The 14,646-nt window shown below is 71.6% G+C and carries 13 protein-coding genes; 6 read left to right on the top strand and 7 right to left on the bottom strand.

Annotated features, from left to right (window positions below; all coding sequences use genetic code 11):
* Nucleotides 1-16: 16 nt before the first annotated feature.
* Nucleotides 17-430, top strand: a complete 414-nt coding sequence (locus tag ICC28_RS18580; RefSeq protein WP_188289710.1) for a DUF742 domain-containing protein — start codon at nt 17-19, stop codon at nt 428-430.
* 239 nt (nt 431-669) lie between these two features.
* Entirely contained in the window at nt 670-1,275 is a 606-nt protein-coding gene (locus tag ICC28_RS18575) for a GTP-binding protein (protein ID WP_188289709.1), read from the top strand.
* Nucleotides 1,276-1,302: 27 nt separating this feature from the next.
* Here ICC28_RS18575 and ICC28_RS18570 read toward each other — a convergent pair whose 3' ends face one another.
* Nucleotides 1,303-1,731: a PPOX class F420-dependent oxidoreductase gene (locus ICC28_RS18570; protein ID WP_188289708.1), complete on the bottom strand. Its 429-nt coding sequence runs from the start codon at nt 1,729-1,731 to the stop codon at nt 1,303-1,305.
* Between the two features lie 96 nt (nt 1,732-1,827).
* On the opposite strand from ICC28_RS18570, the gene ICC28_RS18565 reads away from it, so the two are divergent.
* Nucleotides 1,828-2,241: a roadblock/LC7 domain-containing protein gene (locus tag ICC28_RS18565; RefSeq protein ID WP_188289707.1), complete on the top strand. Its 414-nt coding sequence runs from the start codon at nt 1,828-1,830 to the stop codon at nt 2,239-2,241.
* Nucleotides 2,242-2,366: 125 nt separating this feature from the next.
* The gene (locus ICC28_RS18560; protein ID WP_188289706.1) at nt 2,367-3,368 is read left to right on the top strand and encodes a DUF6397 family protein; all 1,002 of its coding nucleotides are present in this window, start codon (nt 2,367-2,369) and stop codon (nt 3,366-3,368) included.
* A gap of 1 nt (nt 3,369) precedes the next feature.
* Here the strand turns inward: ICC28_RS18560 and ICC28_RS18555 are convergent, their stop codons facing one another.
* Both ICC28_RS18555 and ICC28_RS18550 read right to left on the bottom strand, forming a co-directional pair.
* Nucleotides 3,370-4,236, bottom strand: coding sequence for an acyl-CoA thioesterase (locus ICC28_RS18555; RefSeq protein ID WP_188289705.1), 867 nt, complete (start codon nt 4,234-4,236; stop codon nt 3,370-3,372).
* 19 nt (nt 4,237-4,255) lie between these two features.
* Nucleotides 4,256-6,769 (bottom strand): DEAD/DEAH box helicase, encoded by a 2,514-nt coding sequence (locus ICC28_RS18550; RefSeq protein WP_188289704.1) that lies wholly within the window; start codon nt 6,767-6,769, stop codon nt 4,256-4,258.
* Nucleotides 6,770-6,914: 145 nt separating this feature from the next.
* Between ICC28_RS18550 and ICC28_RS18545 the strand changes: the two genes are divergently transcribed.
* Nucleotides 6,915-7,709 carry a metal-dependent hydrolase gene (locus tag ICC28_RS18545; protein ID WP_188289703.1) on the top strand — a complete coding sequence of 265 codons (795 nt, stop codon included), beginning with the start codon at nt 6,915-6,917 and terminating at the stop codon, nt 7,707-7,709.
* Between the two features lie 71 nt (nt 7,710-7,780).
* On the opposite strand, the gene ICC28_RS18540 is transcribed toward ICC28_RS18545, so the two are convergent.
* The 4 genes from ICC28_RS18540 to ICC28_RS18525 all read right to left on the bottom strand — a co-directional run bounded on the left by ICC28_RS18540 (nt 7,781) and on the right by ICC28_RS18525 (nt 12,663).
* Complete coding sequence (locus ICC28_RS18540) at nt 7,781-8,047, bottom strand: type B 50S ribosomal protein L31 (RefSeq protein ID WP_188289702.1); 267 nt, start codon at nt 8,045-8,047, stop codon at nt 7,781-7,783.
* A 33-nt stretch (nt 8,048-8,080) separates the two neighbouring features.
* Complete coding sequence (locus ICC28_RS18535; RefSeq protein ID WP_188289701.1) at nt 8,081-8,551, bottom strand: DUF5709 domain-containing protein; 471 nt, start codon at nt 8,549-8,551, stop codon at nt 8,081-8,083.
* Between the two features lie 540 nt (nt 8,552-9,091).
* Nucleotides 9,092-10,873 (bottom strand): ABC transporter ATP-binding protein, encoded by a 1,782-nt coding sequence (locus tag ICC28_RS18530; RefSeq protein ID WP_188289700.1) that lies wholly within the window; start codon nt 10,871-10,873, stop codon nt 9,092-9,094.
* The gene (locus ICC28_RS18525; protein ID WP_188289699.1) at nt 10,870-12,663 is read right to left on the bottom strand and encodes an ABC transporter transmembrane domain-containing protein; all 1,794 of its coding nucleotides are present in this window, start codon (nt 12,661-12,663) and stop codon (nt 10,870-10,872) included. Before ICC28_RS18525 ends, ICC28_RS18530 begins: the two co-directional genes overlap by 4 nt.
* A gap of 291 nt (nt 12,664-12,954) precedes the next feature.
* Between ICC28_RS18525 and ICC28_RS18520 the strand changes: the two genes are divergently transcribed.
* On the top strand, nt 12,955-14,553 hold the full coding sequence (locus ICC28_RS18520; protein ID WP_188289698.1) for a peptide-N4-asparagine amidase: 1,599 nt from the start codon (nt 12,955-12,957) through the stop codon (nt 14,551-14,553).
* Nucleotides 14,554-14,646 lie beyond the last annotated feature (93 nt).

The raw sequence follows: 14,646 nt of genomic DNA, 5'->3' as shown, positions 1-14,646 counted from the left end.
GAGAAGGTCCGTACAGATGACCGACGACATGAGGGCTGTCCCGCGGGAGCAGGGCAGCCAGTGGTACGACCACGAGGCGGGGCCCCTGGTCCGCCCGTACGCCATGACGGGCGGGCGCACCAGGCCCGGCCCCAGCGGGGTCCGCTTCGACCTGATCGCCCTCGTCACACTGGACCCGGCCGCGCCCGGTGTCGACGACGGCAGCTCGCTCGGGCCGGAACACCGGGCCCTGATCGAGCTGTGCCGTCCCGAGACCCAGTCGGTCGCGGAACTCGCCGCGGGAGCGGACCTGCCCGTCGGCGTGGTCCGGGTGCTCCTCGGCGACCTCCTGGAACTGGGCCGCGTCACCGTCAGCCGCCCGGTACCGCCCGCGCAGCTCCCCGACGAACGGATTCTGCGCGAAGTGATCGAAGGGCTGCGGGCGCTGTAGATGACAGTTCAAGAACCAGCCGGTCCCGTACGGCGCCGACTTGCGCATCGCCTCGAACACCGGCGTACCGCGAGCCACCCGCATCGGACAAAAACGGTCGCCCCCGCCGAGAGGGCACCGGAGTCGTCATCATGCTGACGTCGCACACACGTACCGGAGCCGCGCACACACGTTCCGTGAGAGCGCGGTGCACACGCAACGACGCCGACCATGGCCGGCACTCCCGAGAGAAGTGATCGATGGTCCCCCAGACTTCCGAGGACCAGGGCGGCGAGACGGCCGCCCTCGCGTTGAAGATCCTGGTCGCCGGCGGATTCGGCGTGGGCAAGACCACCCTGGTGGGCGCGGTCAGCGAGATCCGGCCGCTGCGCACCGAGGAACTGCTCAGCGAGGCCGGCCAGCTGGTCGACGACACCGGTGGCGTGGACCAGAAGGTCACCACCACCGTGGCCATGGACTTCGGGCGCATCACCATCCGGTCCGGCCTCTCCCTGTACCTCTTCGGCACGCCGGGACAGGACCGCTTCTGGTTCCTGTGGGACGAACTGTCCCAGGGGGCCCTCGGTGCCGTGGTCCTCGCCGACACCCGGCGCCTGGAGGACTGCTTCCCCGCGGTCGACTACTTCGAGCACCGGCGCATCCCGTTCGTGGTGGCCGTCAACTGCTTCGCGGGCTCCCGGACCTACGGTGCCCAGGACGTCTCCCGCGCCCTCGACCTCGACGGCGGAACCCCGGTGGTGCTCTGCGACGCCCGTGACCGCGACTCGGGAAAGGAGGTGCTGATCCGTCTCGTCGAGTACGCCGGGCGGATGCACACCGCCCGGCTGCTCGACTCCGTGGGCTGACCAGGAGCCAAGGGGCGCGGACCGGCCTCAGTCCGCCACGCCCTTCTGCGCCAGCACCTTGTCGATCCTTACCCGGACGAGGAGTTCGCCCGGCACCCCGTTGCGCGCCCCGAACTCCTCGGCGCGGTCCTCGCCCATGTACCGCGCCCCGATGCGCCCGGCCCAGTGCCGCAGTTGCTCGGGATCCTCCCAGATCTCCGCCCTGCCCTGCATCACCACGAACCCGAACGGCGGCCGGTCGTCGTCCACGCACAGGGCCACCCGGCCGTCCCGGACGAGATTGCGCCCCTTCACGGTCGCGCCGCCGGTGTTGAACACCACCTCGTCCCCGTCGAGCACGAACCAGATCGGCGCTACGTGCGGACTGCCGTCGGCCCGCACCGTCGACAGCTTTGCGGTACGGGTGCCGTACGAGACGAACTCCCGCCATTCCGTGTCGGTCATCTTCTGTGCCATGCCCCCATCCTCCTTGCCCGGAGCCCGGATTGTCGGGAAGGCTGGCGAAAGAGATCCCCCGGCCAGGGGGGAGCCGCCACACGGGGAGACGGGAACATGGGGCAGAACCAGGGACTCGGCTGGCTACTGGACGATCTGACGGAGCGTGTGGACCACGTACGGCACGCGCTGGTCCTGTCCAACGACGGCCTGGTGACGGGGGCGAGCACGGGACTGCGCCGCGAGGACGCCGAGCATCTCGCCGCCGTCTCGTCCGGACTGCACAGCCTTGCCAAGGGCTCCGGACACCACTTCGGCGCCGGCAGAGTGCGCCAAACGATGGTCGAGTTCGACGACGCCGTCCTGTTCGTCACCGCCGCGGGCACCGGCAGCTGCCTGTGCGTGCTCAGCGGCGCGGAAGCCGACATAGGCCAGATCGCCTACGAGATGACCCTCCTCGTCAACCGCGTCGGCGAGCACCTCGGCGTGGACCCGCGCAAGCCCGAGCGGACCCCGACCACAGAGCTCTGACCAGCACGTTCGGACTCTCCCGTGGAGTTATCCACAGGCCCGCCACGAGAACCGCCGGACCGGTTACATTTCTGTCACGGCGAACGCACACAGCGTGAGCGACGACTCCACGGGAGAGACCGGCCATGCCAGGCGACACCATCACCCAGCCCCGCCAGCACACCTTCTCGGCCGGCCGGGCGGCCAGGGAACTGGGGCTCAAGCGACGCGAGTTCGACCTCGCCGTCCACCTCGGGCTCATCCGGACCGTGCCCGACGAAGGGGGCGGGGGCCGCCGCGTCACCGGCGCCGAGATCGAGCGGCTGCGCTCCGGGCCGGGGCACCCCGAGGCTCTTCGGGGCCGCGTGAGGGCCGTGGGCACCACGGAAGGCTCGGACCTCATGGAGATCTCCTCCGGCCGGTTCGCCCGCCTCGCCCGCCTGGGCCTGCTGGTGCCGGTCGACTTCTACCTCAATCGCTACCGGACCGTCGTCTGGCTGTACCTGGCCGAGGAACTACGGCAGTTCGCATCCGACGAGGAGAACGCCCGGCTGCTGAAGGCGCGTACCCCCGAAGAGCTGCGCGACCGGCTGGCGGCCGGCCTGGACCTGCGGCCGCGCAACTGGCGCGGACGCCACCTGGGCTTCCTGCTGCGCCAGGCCGACGACCCCTGGCAGCAGGCCGGGGCCGTCGCCGCCTTCCTCGACCCCGTCCAGATCGCGGAAATCGTCACCGACCCCTACGAGCGCTCGCATCTCCACCGCTTCCGGCCCAGGCCGCCCGCGCACGGGGCACCGGGTTCACCGGCCTCCCACCTCGCCGAACAGCTCATGACGGCGGACGACCCGGACGAGATCGGCTGGCTGAGGGCCGACCTCGCACGGGCGGTACAGGAGGCACGCGCACATCGACCCGCCCCACGCCCCGCGCCACGCCGGACCCCCGGCCCGGCGCGGCGCACCACGCCGGGCTCCGATGCGGCGCACCGCACCGTTCCGGTGCTCGACCCGGTGCACCGCACCGTTCCGGCCCTCGACCCGACCCGCCGCACCACGCAGGCCTCCGACCGGGCGCATCCCGTGCCACCGACCCACGGGGAACCGCGGACGCGTCGGCTCCTCGGCTGGCTGCGCCGCAGAAACGCCTGACCTACAGCGCCCGGAACAGCCCTTCCTGGACGACGGACACCAGCAGACGCCCCTGAAGGTCGTAGATCCGCCCACGGGCCAGACCGCGACCTCCCGTGGCGATCGGCGACTCCTGGTCGTACAGGAACCACTCGTCCGCACGGAACGGCCGGTGGAACCACATCGCGTGATCCAGCGACGCCATGTCGAAGCCCCGCTGCCCCCACAGAGGCTCGACCGGGATCCGGACGGCGTCCAGGAGCGTCATGTCGCTGGCGTAGGTCAGCGCGCAGGTGTGCACCAGCGGATCGTCGCCGAGGGGGCCGACCGCGCGCATCCAGACCGCGCTGCGCGGCTCGGCATCCTTGACCTCGTCGGGGGTCCAGCGCAGCCGGTCCACATAGCGGATGTCGAAGGGCTGCCGGCGTGCCATCCGCTCCAACTGCTCGGGAAGCGCGCCGAGATGCTCCCGGATCTCGTCCGACACCGTCGGCAGCGACTCCGGGTCCGGCACCTCGCGGGCCGGCGGCAGCTGATGCTCGAAACTCCCCTGCTCAGGCCTGTGGAAGGAGGCGGTGAGATTGAAGATCGTGCGGCCCTGCTGCACGGCGGTGACCCGGCGGGTCGTGAACGACCGCCCGTCCCTGACCCGTTCGACCTGGTACACGATCGGCACACCCGGGATGCCCGGACGCAGGAAGTACGCGTGCAGCGAGTGCACCGGACGTTCCCCGTCCGTGGTGCGTCCGGCGGCGACCAGTGCCTGGCCCGCGACCTGGCCGCCGAAGACCCGCTGCAAGGACTCCTGCGGGCTGCGTCCGCGGAAGATGTTGACCTCGATCTGCTCCAGGTCGAGCAGGTCGACAAGTCTCTCTGCCGGGTTCGTCATGGATGCGCTTCTCCTGTGTTCACAACTGGCCGACGTCGGTGACACGGACGACCGCACGGCCCTCCGCGTCGGAGGCCGCGAGATCGACCTCCGCGCTGATGCCCCAGTCATGATCGCCGTTCGGGTCGTCGAAGATCTGGCGAACGCGCCACAAACCGTGCTCCGGCTGTTCCTCGATCAGCAGCAGCTTGGGGCCGCGGGCGTCGGGACCGGTGCCGAGGTCGTCGTACTCGTCCCAGTACTTGTCCATGGCCTCGCCCCAGGCGTCCGCGTCCCAGCCGGAGTCACCGTCCAGTTCGCCGAGCTCCTCGACCTGGTCGAGGGCGGCGAGTTCCACACGCCGGAAGAGCGCGTTGCGCACCAGCACCCGGAAGGCGCGCGCATTGGTGGTGACCGGCTTGACCTCGTCGGCCTTCTCCTGGGCCTCCTCGGCCGTCATCTCCTCCGGGTTGGCGAGCTGCTCCCACTCGTCCAGCAGGCTGGAGTCGACCTGGCGGACCATCTCGCCGAGCCACTCGATCAGATCCTGCAGGTCCTCGGACTTCAGATCGTCCGGGATGTTGTGGTCCAGGGCCTTGTAGGCACTGGCCAGGTAGCGCAGCACGATGCCCTCGGTCCGCGCCAGCTCGTAGAACGACACCAACTCCGTGAAGGACAGCGCCCGTTCGTACATGTCCCGGACGACGGACTTCGGCGACAGCGGATGGTCGCCCACCCAGGGGTGGCTCTTGCGGTACGTGTTGTACGCGTGCGAGAGCAGCTCTTCGAGGGGCTTGGGGTAGGAGATGTCCTGGAGCCGCTCCATGCGCTCCTCGTACTCGACGCCGTCGGCCTTCATCGCCGCGACGGCCTCGCCCTTCGCCTTGTTGAGCTGGGCGACCAGGATCTGGCGCGGGTCGTCCAGGGTGGACTCCACGACGGACACCATGTCCAGGGCGTAGGACGGCGACTCCGGGTCCAGCAGTTCGAAGGCGGCCAGCGCGAAGGTGGACAGCGGCTGGTTCAGCGCGAAGTCCTGCTGCAGGTCCACGGTGAGACGGACGACGCGGCCCTCGGCGTCCGGCTGGTCGAGCTTCTCGACGATGCCGCCGTCCAGCAGGGAACGGTAGATCGCGATGGCCCGCCGGATGTGCCGCAGCTGCGCCTTGCGCGGCTCGTGGTTGTCCTCCAGCAGGTGCCGCATCGCCTCGAAGGCGTTGCCGGGCCGCGCGATCACCGACAGCAGCATGGTGTGCGTGACCCGGAAGCGGGAGGTCAGTGGCTCCGGCTCGGAGGCGATGAGCTTCTCGAAGGTGTTCTCCGTCCAGCCGACGAAGCCCTCCGGTGCCTTCTTGCGGACGACCTTCCGCCGCTTCTTCGGGTCGTCGCCGGCCTTGGCCAGCGCCTTCTCGTTCTCGATGACGTGCTCGGGGCCCTGGGCGACGACGAAGCCCGCCGTGTCGAAGCCCGCCCGCCCGGCGCGCCCGGCGATCTGGTGGAACTCGCGGGCCCGCAGCGTGCGGACGCGACTGCCGTCGTACTTGGTCAGCGCCGTGAACAGCACCGTACGGATGGGCACATTGACGCCCACCCCGAGCGTGTCCGTGCCGCAGATGACCTTCAGCAGGCCGGCCTGCGCGAGCTTCTCCACCAGGCGGCGGTACTTGGGCAGCATGCCGGCGTGATGCACACCGATGCCGTGCCGCACGTACCGGGAGAGGTTGCGGCCGAACTTGGTGGTGAAACGGAAGTTGCCGATCAGCTCGGCGATCCGGTCCTTCTCCTCGCGCGTGCACATGTTGATGCTCATCAGCGCCTGCGCCCGCTCCACGGCCTGCGCCTGCGTGAAGTGCACGATGTAGACCGGCGCCTGCTTGGTGTCCAGCAGCTCGGTGAGGGTCTCGGTGAGCGGGGTGAGCCGGTACTCGTAGGACAGCGGCACCGGGCGGGTCGCCGAGCGCACCACCGCGGTCGGGCGGCCGGTGCGCCGGGTGAGGTCCTTCTCGAACATCGAGACGTCGCCGAGCGTGGCCGACATCAGGACGAACTGAGCCTGGGGCAGTTCGAGGATGGGGATCTGCCAGGCCCAGCCGCGGTCCGCCTCCGCGTAGAAGTGGAACTCGTCCATGACCACCTGGCCGACGTCCGCGTGTTTGCCGTCACGCAGGGCGATCGAGGCGAGCACCTCGGCGGTGCAGCAGATGACGGGGGCGTCCGCGTTCACGGAGGCGTCGCCGGTGAGCATGCCGACGTTCTCGGTGCCGAAGATCTTGCACAGCTCGAAGAACTTCTCCGACACCAGCGCCTTGATCGGGGCCGTGTAGAAGGTGACCTCGTCGCGGGCCAGGGCGGCGAAGTGCGCGGCCGCCGCGATCATGCTCTTGCCGGAGCCGGTGGGCGTCGACACGATCACGTTCGCGCCGGAGACCACCTCGATCAGCGCCTCCTCCTGGTGGGGGTAGAGAGTCAGACCGCGCTCCTCGGCCCACGACTCGAAGGCTTCGTAGAGGGCGTCGGGGTCGGCGGTCGGCGGCAGCTGATCGATGAGGGTCACCCACCCATCTTGCCTGGCGTCCCGGCCGACGGGGGAATCGGATCCCCGTATGAAGATCGCGAACGCTACGCTGTGTCGCCGACGACGCGTCAGCGCACACCGTCAACTGGACAGCGGCACACGAGGAATGGGGCGGGCAACGGCCATGATGGGACCAGCACACTCACTGTCGGGCGCCGCCGCCTGGCTCGGCGTCGGGGCGGCGGCCGCCGCGGCCGGACATCCGATGCCCTGGCCCGTCGTCCTGGTCGGCTCGCTGATCTGCGCCGGAGCGGCGCTGGCCCCGGACCTGGACCACAAGGCCGCCACCATCTCGCGGGCCTTCGGGCCGCTCTCGCGATGGCTGTGCGAGATCGTCGACAAGCTCTCCTACGCGGTCTACAAGGCCACCCGGAAGCAGGGCGACCCGCGCCGCTCGGGTGGGCACCGCACGCTCACGCACACCTGGCTGTGGGCGGTGCTCATCGGCGCCGGAGCCTCGGTGCTGGCGATCACGGGCGGCCGTTGGGCGGTGCTCGGCATCCTCTTCGCGCACATGGTGCTGGCCATCGAGGGACTGCTGTGGCGGGCGGCCCGCGGGTCCAGCAGCGACGTGCTGGTCTGGCTGCTGGCCGCGACCAGTGCCTGGATCCTCGCCGGTGTGCTGGACAAGCCGGGCAACGGCTCGGACTGGCTGTTCACCGCGCCGGGCCAGGAGTACCTGTGGCTGGGGCTGCCGATCGTGCTGGGCGCGCTGGTGCACGACATCGGGGACTCGCTGACCGTGTCGGGCTGCCCGATCCTGTGGCCGATCCCGGTGGGCCGCAAGCGCTGGTACCCCGTGGGCCCGCCGAAGGCCCTGCGGTTCCGGGCGGGCAGCTGGGTGGAGCTGAAGGTGCTGATGCCGGCGTTCATGTTGCTCGGGGGAGTGGGCGGCGCGGCGGCCCTCAACTTCATCTGAGCGAACGCGCGCGGCTGCGGCCGGGCGGACGCTCGCCGTGCGGCGGCCGGGTCCGGCGCGGCGCGGTGCGCTCAGGCTCCGTCTGTGCCCTGCCCCGTCCCGCCGTACCGCCGCTCGAACCGGGCGACGCGGCCCTCCGAGTCCACCGTCCGTGCCTTGCCGGTGTAGAACGGGTGGCTCTCCGAGGAGATCTCCACGTCCACGACCGGGTAGGTCTCGCCGTCGTCCCACTGGATGGTCTCGCCGCTGGTCGCGGTGGACCGGGTGAGGAAGGCGTAGCCGGCGGCGCGGTCCCGGAAGACGACCGCGTGGTAGTCGGGGTGCTTGTCCTGCTGCATGAAGGCTCCTTGCGAGCGGGTGGGACGGCGGCGTCAGCCGGACAGGGCGTCCTCGTCGACGATGTGCATGGCGGCCTCCTCGGCCGAGGCCGCGGCACCGTCGATGCCGACGTCCCTGGCGACGAGCGCGCTCTCCCGGTCCTCGTGCGCCCCCTCGTCGGGGGCGACGAGACGGCCGGAGCGGACGGCGCCGACCTCGTTGTCCAGGAGTTCGCCGTCGGTGCCGTCGCAGTCGCCGATGCCGTCGCCGTCCGGCACGGAGATGTCGGGCTGCTCCTCGGCGAGCCGTTGGTCCAGCGTTTCACCCTGTTGGCGCTCCGCCGCGGTCACACCGGTGTGCTCCACCGCCCACGGTCTCTCCGGCGGGGACCAGCCACGGTCCAGGGGGTCGCCGACACCGTCGTTGTCCAGGGTGTCCTCAGCGTCGAGCAGACCCGCGTCGTCCTGGATCTCGGACGCGTCGGGCTGGTAGACGTCGTCTCCCCATCCGTCGGCGCTGTTCACGGGTACCTCCAGGTGGTGGGGACGGGCCCGCCGTCACCGCGATCGGCGACGGGCCGGCGCGCGGGGCACAGGCTGCGCCCGGCGCTGACCGCATGGCCTCCGGGCGCTCCCCGAACCGGTGCCGCTATCCAGCCTTCCATCCCTTTTCACCCGCGCGCAACGCCACGGGGCCGGGCCGGGTACGGACCCACCCCGCTGAGCAGGCCTCGGCCTGGGAAACGGGGCGGTCCCGCGCGAACGCGGGCGTTCGGGTGGAGGCCCGCTGCCGGACACCGCAGCACTTGGCCGACCGCGGCGACAAGCGCCGCCACGCCGAGCGCGCTCACCCACGCCGCAAGCACTCCGGTGGCCCGTACCACTCCCGCGGCGAGCACGGCCCCTCACCGAGCCGATGCCACCCGCGAGCAAACACGCCCGCCCGCGGAAGCACCCCCGACGCCGACCTCCGGCCCCGAGCCGGCCACCCGCCCCCGCCCGCCAAGCCCTCCGACCGACCACTCACCCACATGGCCGAGCTCCAGCTCTGTCCCCATCCCTGTCTCACCCGTGCCAGGACCGCCAGAGTGCCGCGTATGCTCCGTCGGCTGCGACGAGTTCGTCGTGGCTGCCCAGCTCGCTGATGCGTCCGTTCTCGACGACGGCGATGACGTCGGCGTCGTGGGCGGTGTGCAGGCGGTGGGCGATGGCCACGACGGTGCGGCCGTCGAGGACGCGGGCGAGGGAGCGTTCCAGGTGCCGGGCGGCTCGTGGGTCGAGGAGGGACGTCGCCTCGTCCAGGACCAGCGTGTGCGGGTCGGCCAGCACCAGGCGGGCCAGCGCGATCTGCTGGGCCTGGGCCGGGGTGAGCGAGAAGCCGCCCGAGCCGACCTCCGTGTCCAGGCCGTCGTCGAGGGCGCGCGCCCAGCCGTCCGCGTCGACCGCCCCGAGGGCCGCCCACAGCTCGGCGTCGGCCGCGTCGGTCCGGGCGAGCAGCAGGTTGTCGCGCAGGGAGCCCACGAAGACGTGGTGTTCCTGGTTGACGAGGGCCACGTGCTCACGGACGCGCTCGGCGGGCATCCGGGACAGCTCGGCACCGCCGAGGGCGATGCGGCCGTCGCGGGGTGCGTAGATGCCGGCGAGCAGGCGGCCGAGGGTCGACTTGCCCGCGCCCGAGGGGCCGACGAGCGCCAGCCGGGTGCCCGGGGCCACTTCCAGGGAGACCTTGCGCAGCACGTCCACGCCCTCGACGTAGCCGAAGTGCACCCGGTCGGCGTGCACGTCGCGTCCGTCGGGGGTCAGCGAGGCGTCGCCGGCGTCCGGCTCGATGTCCCGTACCCCGACCAGCCGGGCCAGGGAGACCTGGGCCACCTGCAGTTCGTCGTACCAGCGCAGGATGAGCCCTACCGGGTCGACGAGCATCTGCGCGATCAGGGCGCCGGTGGTGAGCTGGCCGACGCCGATCCAGCCCTGGAGCACGAAGACGCCGCCGAGCACCAGGACCGAGGCGAGGACGGTCACATGGGTGATGTTGACGACCGGGAAGAGCACCGAGCGCAGCCACAGCGTGTAGCGCTCCCAGGCCGTCCACTCCTTGATCCGCTGCTTGGACTGTGCGATCCGTCGGTCGCCGAGGCGGTGGGCCTCGACGGTGCGGCCCGCGTCCACGGTCTCGGCCAGCGCGGCGGCCACGGCCGCGTAGCCGGCGGCCTCCGAGCGGTAGGCGGCGGGTGCCCGCCTGAAGTACCAGCGGCAGCCGACCACCAGCAGCGGCACGGCGAGCAGCACGGCGGCCCCCAGCGGCGGCGCGGTGACGACGAGCCCGGTCAGCAGCAGGGCCGCCCACACCACGCCGATCGCCAGTTGGGGCACGGCCTCGCGCATGGCGTTGGCGAGCCGGTCGATGTCGGTGGTGATCCGGGAGAGCAGGTCGCCCGTCCCGGCGCGTTCCAGGACGCCGGGCGGCAGCCCGACGGACCGGACGAGGAAGTCCTCGCGCAGGTCGGCCAGCATGCGCTCGCCGAGTATCGCCCCGCGCAGCCGCACCTCCCGTACGAACACCGCCTGGACGGCGAGGGCGACCATGAACAGCGAGACGGTCAGCCCCAGATGGAGTTCCCGCGATCCGTCCGCCACCCGCTCGACCAGGCCGCCCAGCAGCCACGGCCCGGCCATGGAGGCCACCACGGCGGCGGTGTTGACGGCGACGAGCAGCAGGAAGGCACGGCGGTGCCGGCGCAACAGCTCGGTCACGTAGGCGCGTACGGTGGCCGGGGCTCCGACGGGCAGCGTGTGCGCCGTTGTCGGGGCCGCGGGGTCGTAGGCCGGGGGCGCCACGCCGATCATGCGGTCTCCTCGATCTCGTGCAGTTCGTCCAGGCGGTTCGCGTTGTGCCGCGCCGCCTCTTCGTCGGTCTCGCGGGTCACGACCGCGCGGTATCGCGGTTCCTTGTGCACCAGTTCGCGGTGCACGCCGACCGCCACGACCTCGCCCTCGTGGAGGAGCACCACCCGGTCCGCGCGGTCCAGCAGCAGCGGTGAGGAGGTGAACACCACGGTGGTGCGTCCGGCCCGCAGTTCCCGCAGTCCGGTGGCGATGCGTGCCTCGGTGTGCGAGTCGACGGCGGAGGTCGGTTCGTCGAGGACGAGCACCTCGGGGTCGGTGACCAGCGACCGGGCCAGGGCGAGGCGCTGGCGCTGGCCGCCGGAGAGGGAGCGGCCGCGTTCGGTGATGCGGGCGTCCATCGGGTCGGCGGCGTCGAGCGAGCCCTGGGCCAGGGCGGCCAGGACGTCCTCGCACTGCGCGGCCGACAGCGCCTCGGCGGCTCCCACCTCACCCGACTTGGGCACGTCGAGCAGCTCGCGCAGCGTCCCGGACAGCAGCACCGGGTCCTTGTCCTGGACGAGGACGGCCGTGCGGGCGGCGTCGAGCGGCAGTTCGTCCAGCGGCACCCCGCCGAGCAGCGCCGAGGTGCCGGCCTCCGAGGGGTGGCCGCCCAGCCGTTCGGCCAGTACCCCGGCCGCGTCGGGGTCGCCGCACACCACGGCGGTGAGGCGGCCGGCGGGCGCCAGCAGACCGGTGGCCGGGTCGTACAGGTCCCCCGAGGGCAGGTCCGCCGCGCGTGACCCTCCGGTGTCGGTGGCCCGCTCCAGTCTGAGGACCCGCGCGGCCCGTTTCGCCGAGGGCCGGGAGAAGGAGTAGGCCATCGCGATCTCCTCGAAATGGCGCAGCGGGTAGGTGAGGACCATGATCGAGCTGTAGACGGTGACCAGTTCGCCGATCTCGATGCGGCCCTGGCGGGCCAGGTGCACGCCGTACCAGACGACCGTGATCAGCAGCAGGCCCGGGAGCAGCACCTGGATCGCGGAGATCAGGGCCCACATGCGGGCGCTGCGCACGGCGGCGTGCCGGACGTCCTGGGAGGCGCTGCGATACCGGTCGAGGAAGAGCTCCTCGCCCCCGATGCCGCGCAGCACGCGCAGTCCGGCGACGGTGTCCGAGGCCAGCTCGGTGGCGCGCCCCGCCTTCTCGCGCTGGAAGTCGGCGCGCCGGGTCGCGCGCGGCAGCAGCGGCAGCACGGCGAGGGCCAGGACCGGCAGGCCGGCGGCGACGACGACGCCGAGCGCGGGCTGGTAGAGCAGCAGGCCGACGCAGACCAGGACGATGGTGACCGCGGCCGCGGTGAACCGGGAGACGGCCTCCACGAACCAGCCGATCTTCTCGACGTCACCGGTGGAGACGGCCACGACCTCGCCGGCCGCGACCCGCCGGGTCAGCGCCGAGCCGAGCAGCGCCGCCTTGCGGGCGAGCAGTTGCTGGACGCGGGCGGCCGCGGTGATCCAGTTGGTGACGGCGGCGCGGTGCAGGAACGTGTCCCCGAGCGCGACGCCCACGCCGGCCAGCGCCATCAGCCCGCCCGCGAGGGCGAGTCGGGAGCCGGAGCGGTCGACGACGGCCTGAATGGCGAGACCCACGCCGAAGGGCAGCGCGGTGACGGACACGAAGTGCAGCAGGCCCCAGGCCAGCGACTTCAACTGCCCGTCCAACTGGTTGCGGAAGAGCCACCACAGCAATCGGGGGCCCGAACGGGCGTCCGGCACGCCCGGGTCGGGGTACGGAAGGTCTTGAATCTGCATGACGTCCCACTGGCTCGTGTCAGGAGGAAGGAGAAAGAAGGGAAGGGGAAAGGAGGACGGAAGACGGAGGTCGGAAGAAGGCGGTCGGAAGACGGAAGAACGAGGTCGGAAGAAGGAAGGAGGGGGCAAGGAGAAAGCCGCGCGCGGCGGCAGCAAACCGTGACAGGTTCGCGTCGCGGCACGGTCGGAAGCAAACGGTTTTCCACACGGGCGAACGGATCCGGCTGCCCGCCCCACGCGTGCTCCGGTGCCCCATTGCGAGCGGGGGCCGACTCCCCGTAGAACACCCGCATGACACGCCGGTTAATCATGTCCATGCTCACCGGAGCGACCCTCCTGGCGAGCACCCTTCTCGGGGTCGGCCCGGCCGCGGCCGCCGAAGTCCCCGCCGAGTTCGGCAGCGACTGGCACGACCCGGTCACCGCCGCCCCGCCCGTCACCGCACCGGGCACCCCCTCCTGCCGGGTCACCCTGGCGGAGGCGCAGTTCCGCGACTTCACGCCCTACCGGGGCCGATACACACCGCCCCACGGCTGCGGCGACAGCTGGAGCAAGGTGGTGCTGCGGCTCGACGGCAAGGTCAAGGGCCGCCAGTACGACCGCCTCGGCCACGTCAGCGTCGGCGGCGTCGAGATCTTCCGCACCTCCACCCCGCAGCCCTCGCCCGACGGCATCGAGTGGTCGGTCGAGAAGGACGTCACGCGCTACAGCGACACCCTCCGCACCGGCCAGGACGTCGAGATGCTCATCGGGAACGTCGTCGACGACACCTTCACCGGCATCATCGACGTAAAGGTGACCCTGACCTTCCACACCGGCAGGCCCGCCACCGTTCCCGACCGGATCCTGACCCTCGACGACGGCGCCCTCACCACCCCGCGCAACAGCGAACGCATCGTCGCCGAGGTGTACGCCACCGGATCCGGCGGCGGCTGCGAGGAGTACTGGTACCTCTCGGTGCCGGACACCGCCCCGTACTCCTGCCAGGCCGCCGACGGCCCGAACCGGGAGGTGCAGATCCGCGTCGACGGACAACTGGCCGGTATCGCCGCGCCGTTCCCGCACGTGTGGACCGGCGGCTGGTCCAACCCGTTCCTCTGGTACGTCGTTCCGGGACCGCGCGCCTTCGACGTCAAGCCGATCGAATACGACCTGACGCCGTTCGCGGGGATCCTCAACGACGGCCGTCCGCACCGGGTGGAGGTCTCCGTCGCCGGGCTTCCCGAGGGGCGGCCCGGCTGGAGCGCCCCCGTGAACATCCTCGTCTGGCAGGACGAGGGACGCGCACACGTCTCCGGCGAACTCACCGCCCACAGGGACGGGGGCCTGGCCAACTCCTCCACGTACACACCGGGTTCCGAGGCGCACCGCGTGGACACCCGGAGCGCGCACCGCCTGACCGTGGCCGGATACGTCGACACCTCGCACGGCCGGGTGTGGACCACCGTCCGCCGTTCGCTGGCGCACGACTCCGTCCACCGGTGGACCGACGGCGAGACCACCGACGCACTCGACGCCACCTGGCGGGACGACGAGTCGGTCACCGTCGACGACCGTCGTGCGCGTCCGGCCCGTACGACGCGCACGAACCGGACGTACACGATGGACGGCACGACCACGCTCGGCACGGACGACCGGCTGCGCACCGTGCTGACGCTGGGCGACCGGGCCGCGCTCGACGTGACGCGGGACGGGCGGCGCACCTTCTGGTTACGGCTGGACGACACCTACGCGGGCGACGCGACCTGGACGGTGAACGTGCCGCGCGACCAGCGGCACGCGGTCGGCACCTCACGCGAGCGCTACCGGCTGTACGGCTCCGAGGGCTGCTACGACCGCGAGTTGGCCACCGCCCAAGGCGTGCTGACGGAGGATCGCAGTCGCTGCTGAGGGGGGCGCGGTGTGCGATGCGTCACGCGGGGCGTGATTTACACGGTGGCAACACGGCGGTCGCGTACGGGATCCACAGCGCCGGGAAAGTGA

This window comes from Streptomyces sp. TRM68416 (assembly GCF_014596915.1).
In the GTDB taxonomy this organism is placed as follows: domain Bacteria; phylum Actinomycetota; class Actinomycetes; order Streptomycetales; family Streptomycetaceae; genus Streptomyces.
This window is presented reverse-complemented; position numbering and strand designations above follow the sequence as displayed.

Coding starts and splice junctions, on each gene's coding strand:
- ICC28_RS18580 (WP_188289710.1), top strand. CDS start 17: ATGACCGACGACATGAGGGCTGTCCCGCGGGAGCAGGGCAGCCAGTGG.
- ICC28_RS18575 (WP_188289709.1), top strand. CDS start 670: ATGGTCCCCCAGACTTCCGAGGACCAGGGCGGCGAGACGGCCGCCCTC.
- ICC28_RS18570 (WP_188289708.1), bottom strand. CDS start 1,731: ATGGCACAGAAGATGACCGACACGGAATGGCGGGAGTTCGTCTCGTAC.
- ICC28_RS18565 (WP_188289707.1), top strand. CDS start 1,828: ATGGGGCAGAACCAGGGACTCGGCTGGCTACTGGACGATCTGACGGAG.
- ICC28_RS18560 (WP_188289706.1), top strand. CDS start 2,367: ATGCCAGGCGACACCATCACCCAGCCCCGCCAGCACACCTTCTCGGCC.
- ICC28_RS18555 (WP_188289705.1), bottom strand. CDS start 4,236: ATGACGAACCCGGCAGAGAGACTTGTCGACCTGCTCGACCTGGAGCAG.
- ICC28_RS18545 (WP_188289703.1), top strand. CDS start 6,915: ATGATGGGACCAGCACACTCACTGTCGGGCGCCGCCGCCTGGCTCGGC.
- ICC28_RS18540 (WP_188289702.1), bottom strand. CDS start 8,047: ATGCAGCAGGACAAGCACCCCGACTACCACGCGGTCGTCTTCCGGGAC.
- ICC28_RS18530 (WP_188289700.1), bottom strand. CDS start 10,873: ATGATCGGCGTGGCGCCCCCGGCCTACGACCCCGCGGCCCCGACAACG.
- ICC28_RS18525 (WP_188289699.1), bottom strand. CDS start 12,663: ATGCAGATTCAAGACCTTCCGTACCCCGACCCGGGCGTGCCGGACGCC.
- ICC28_RS18520 (WP_188289698.1), top strand. CDS start 12,955: ATGACACGCCGGTTAATCATGTCCATGCTCACCGGAGCGACCCTCCTG.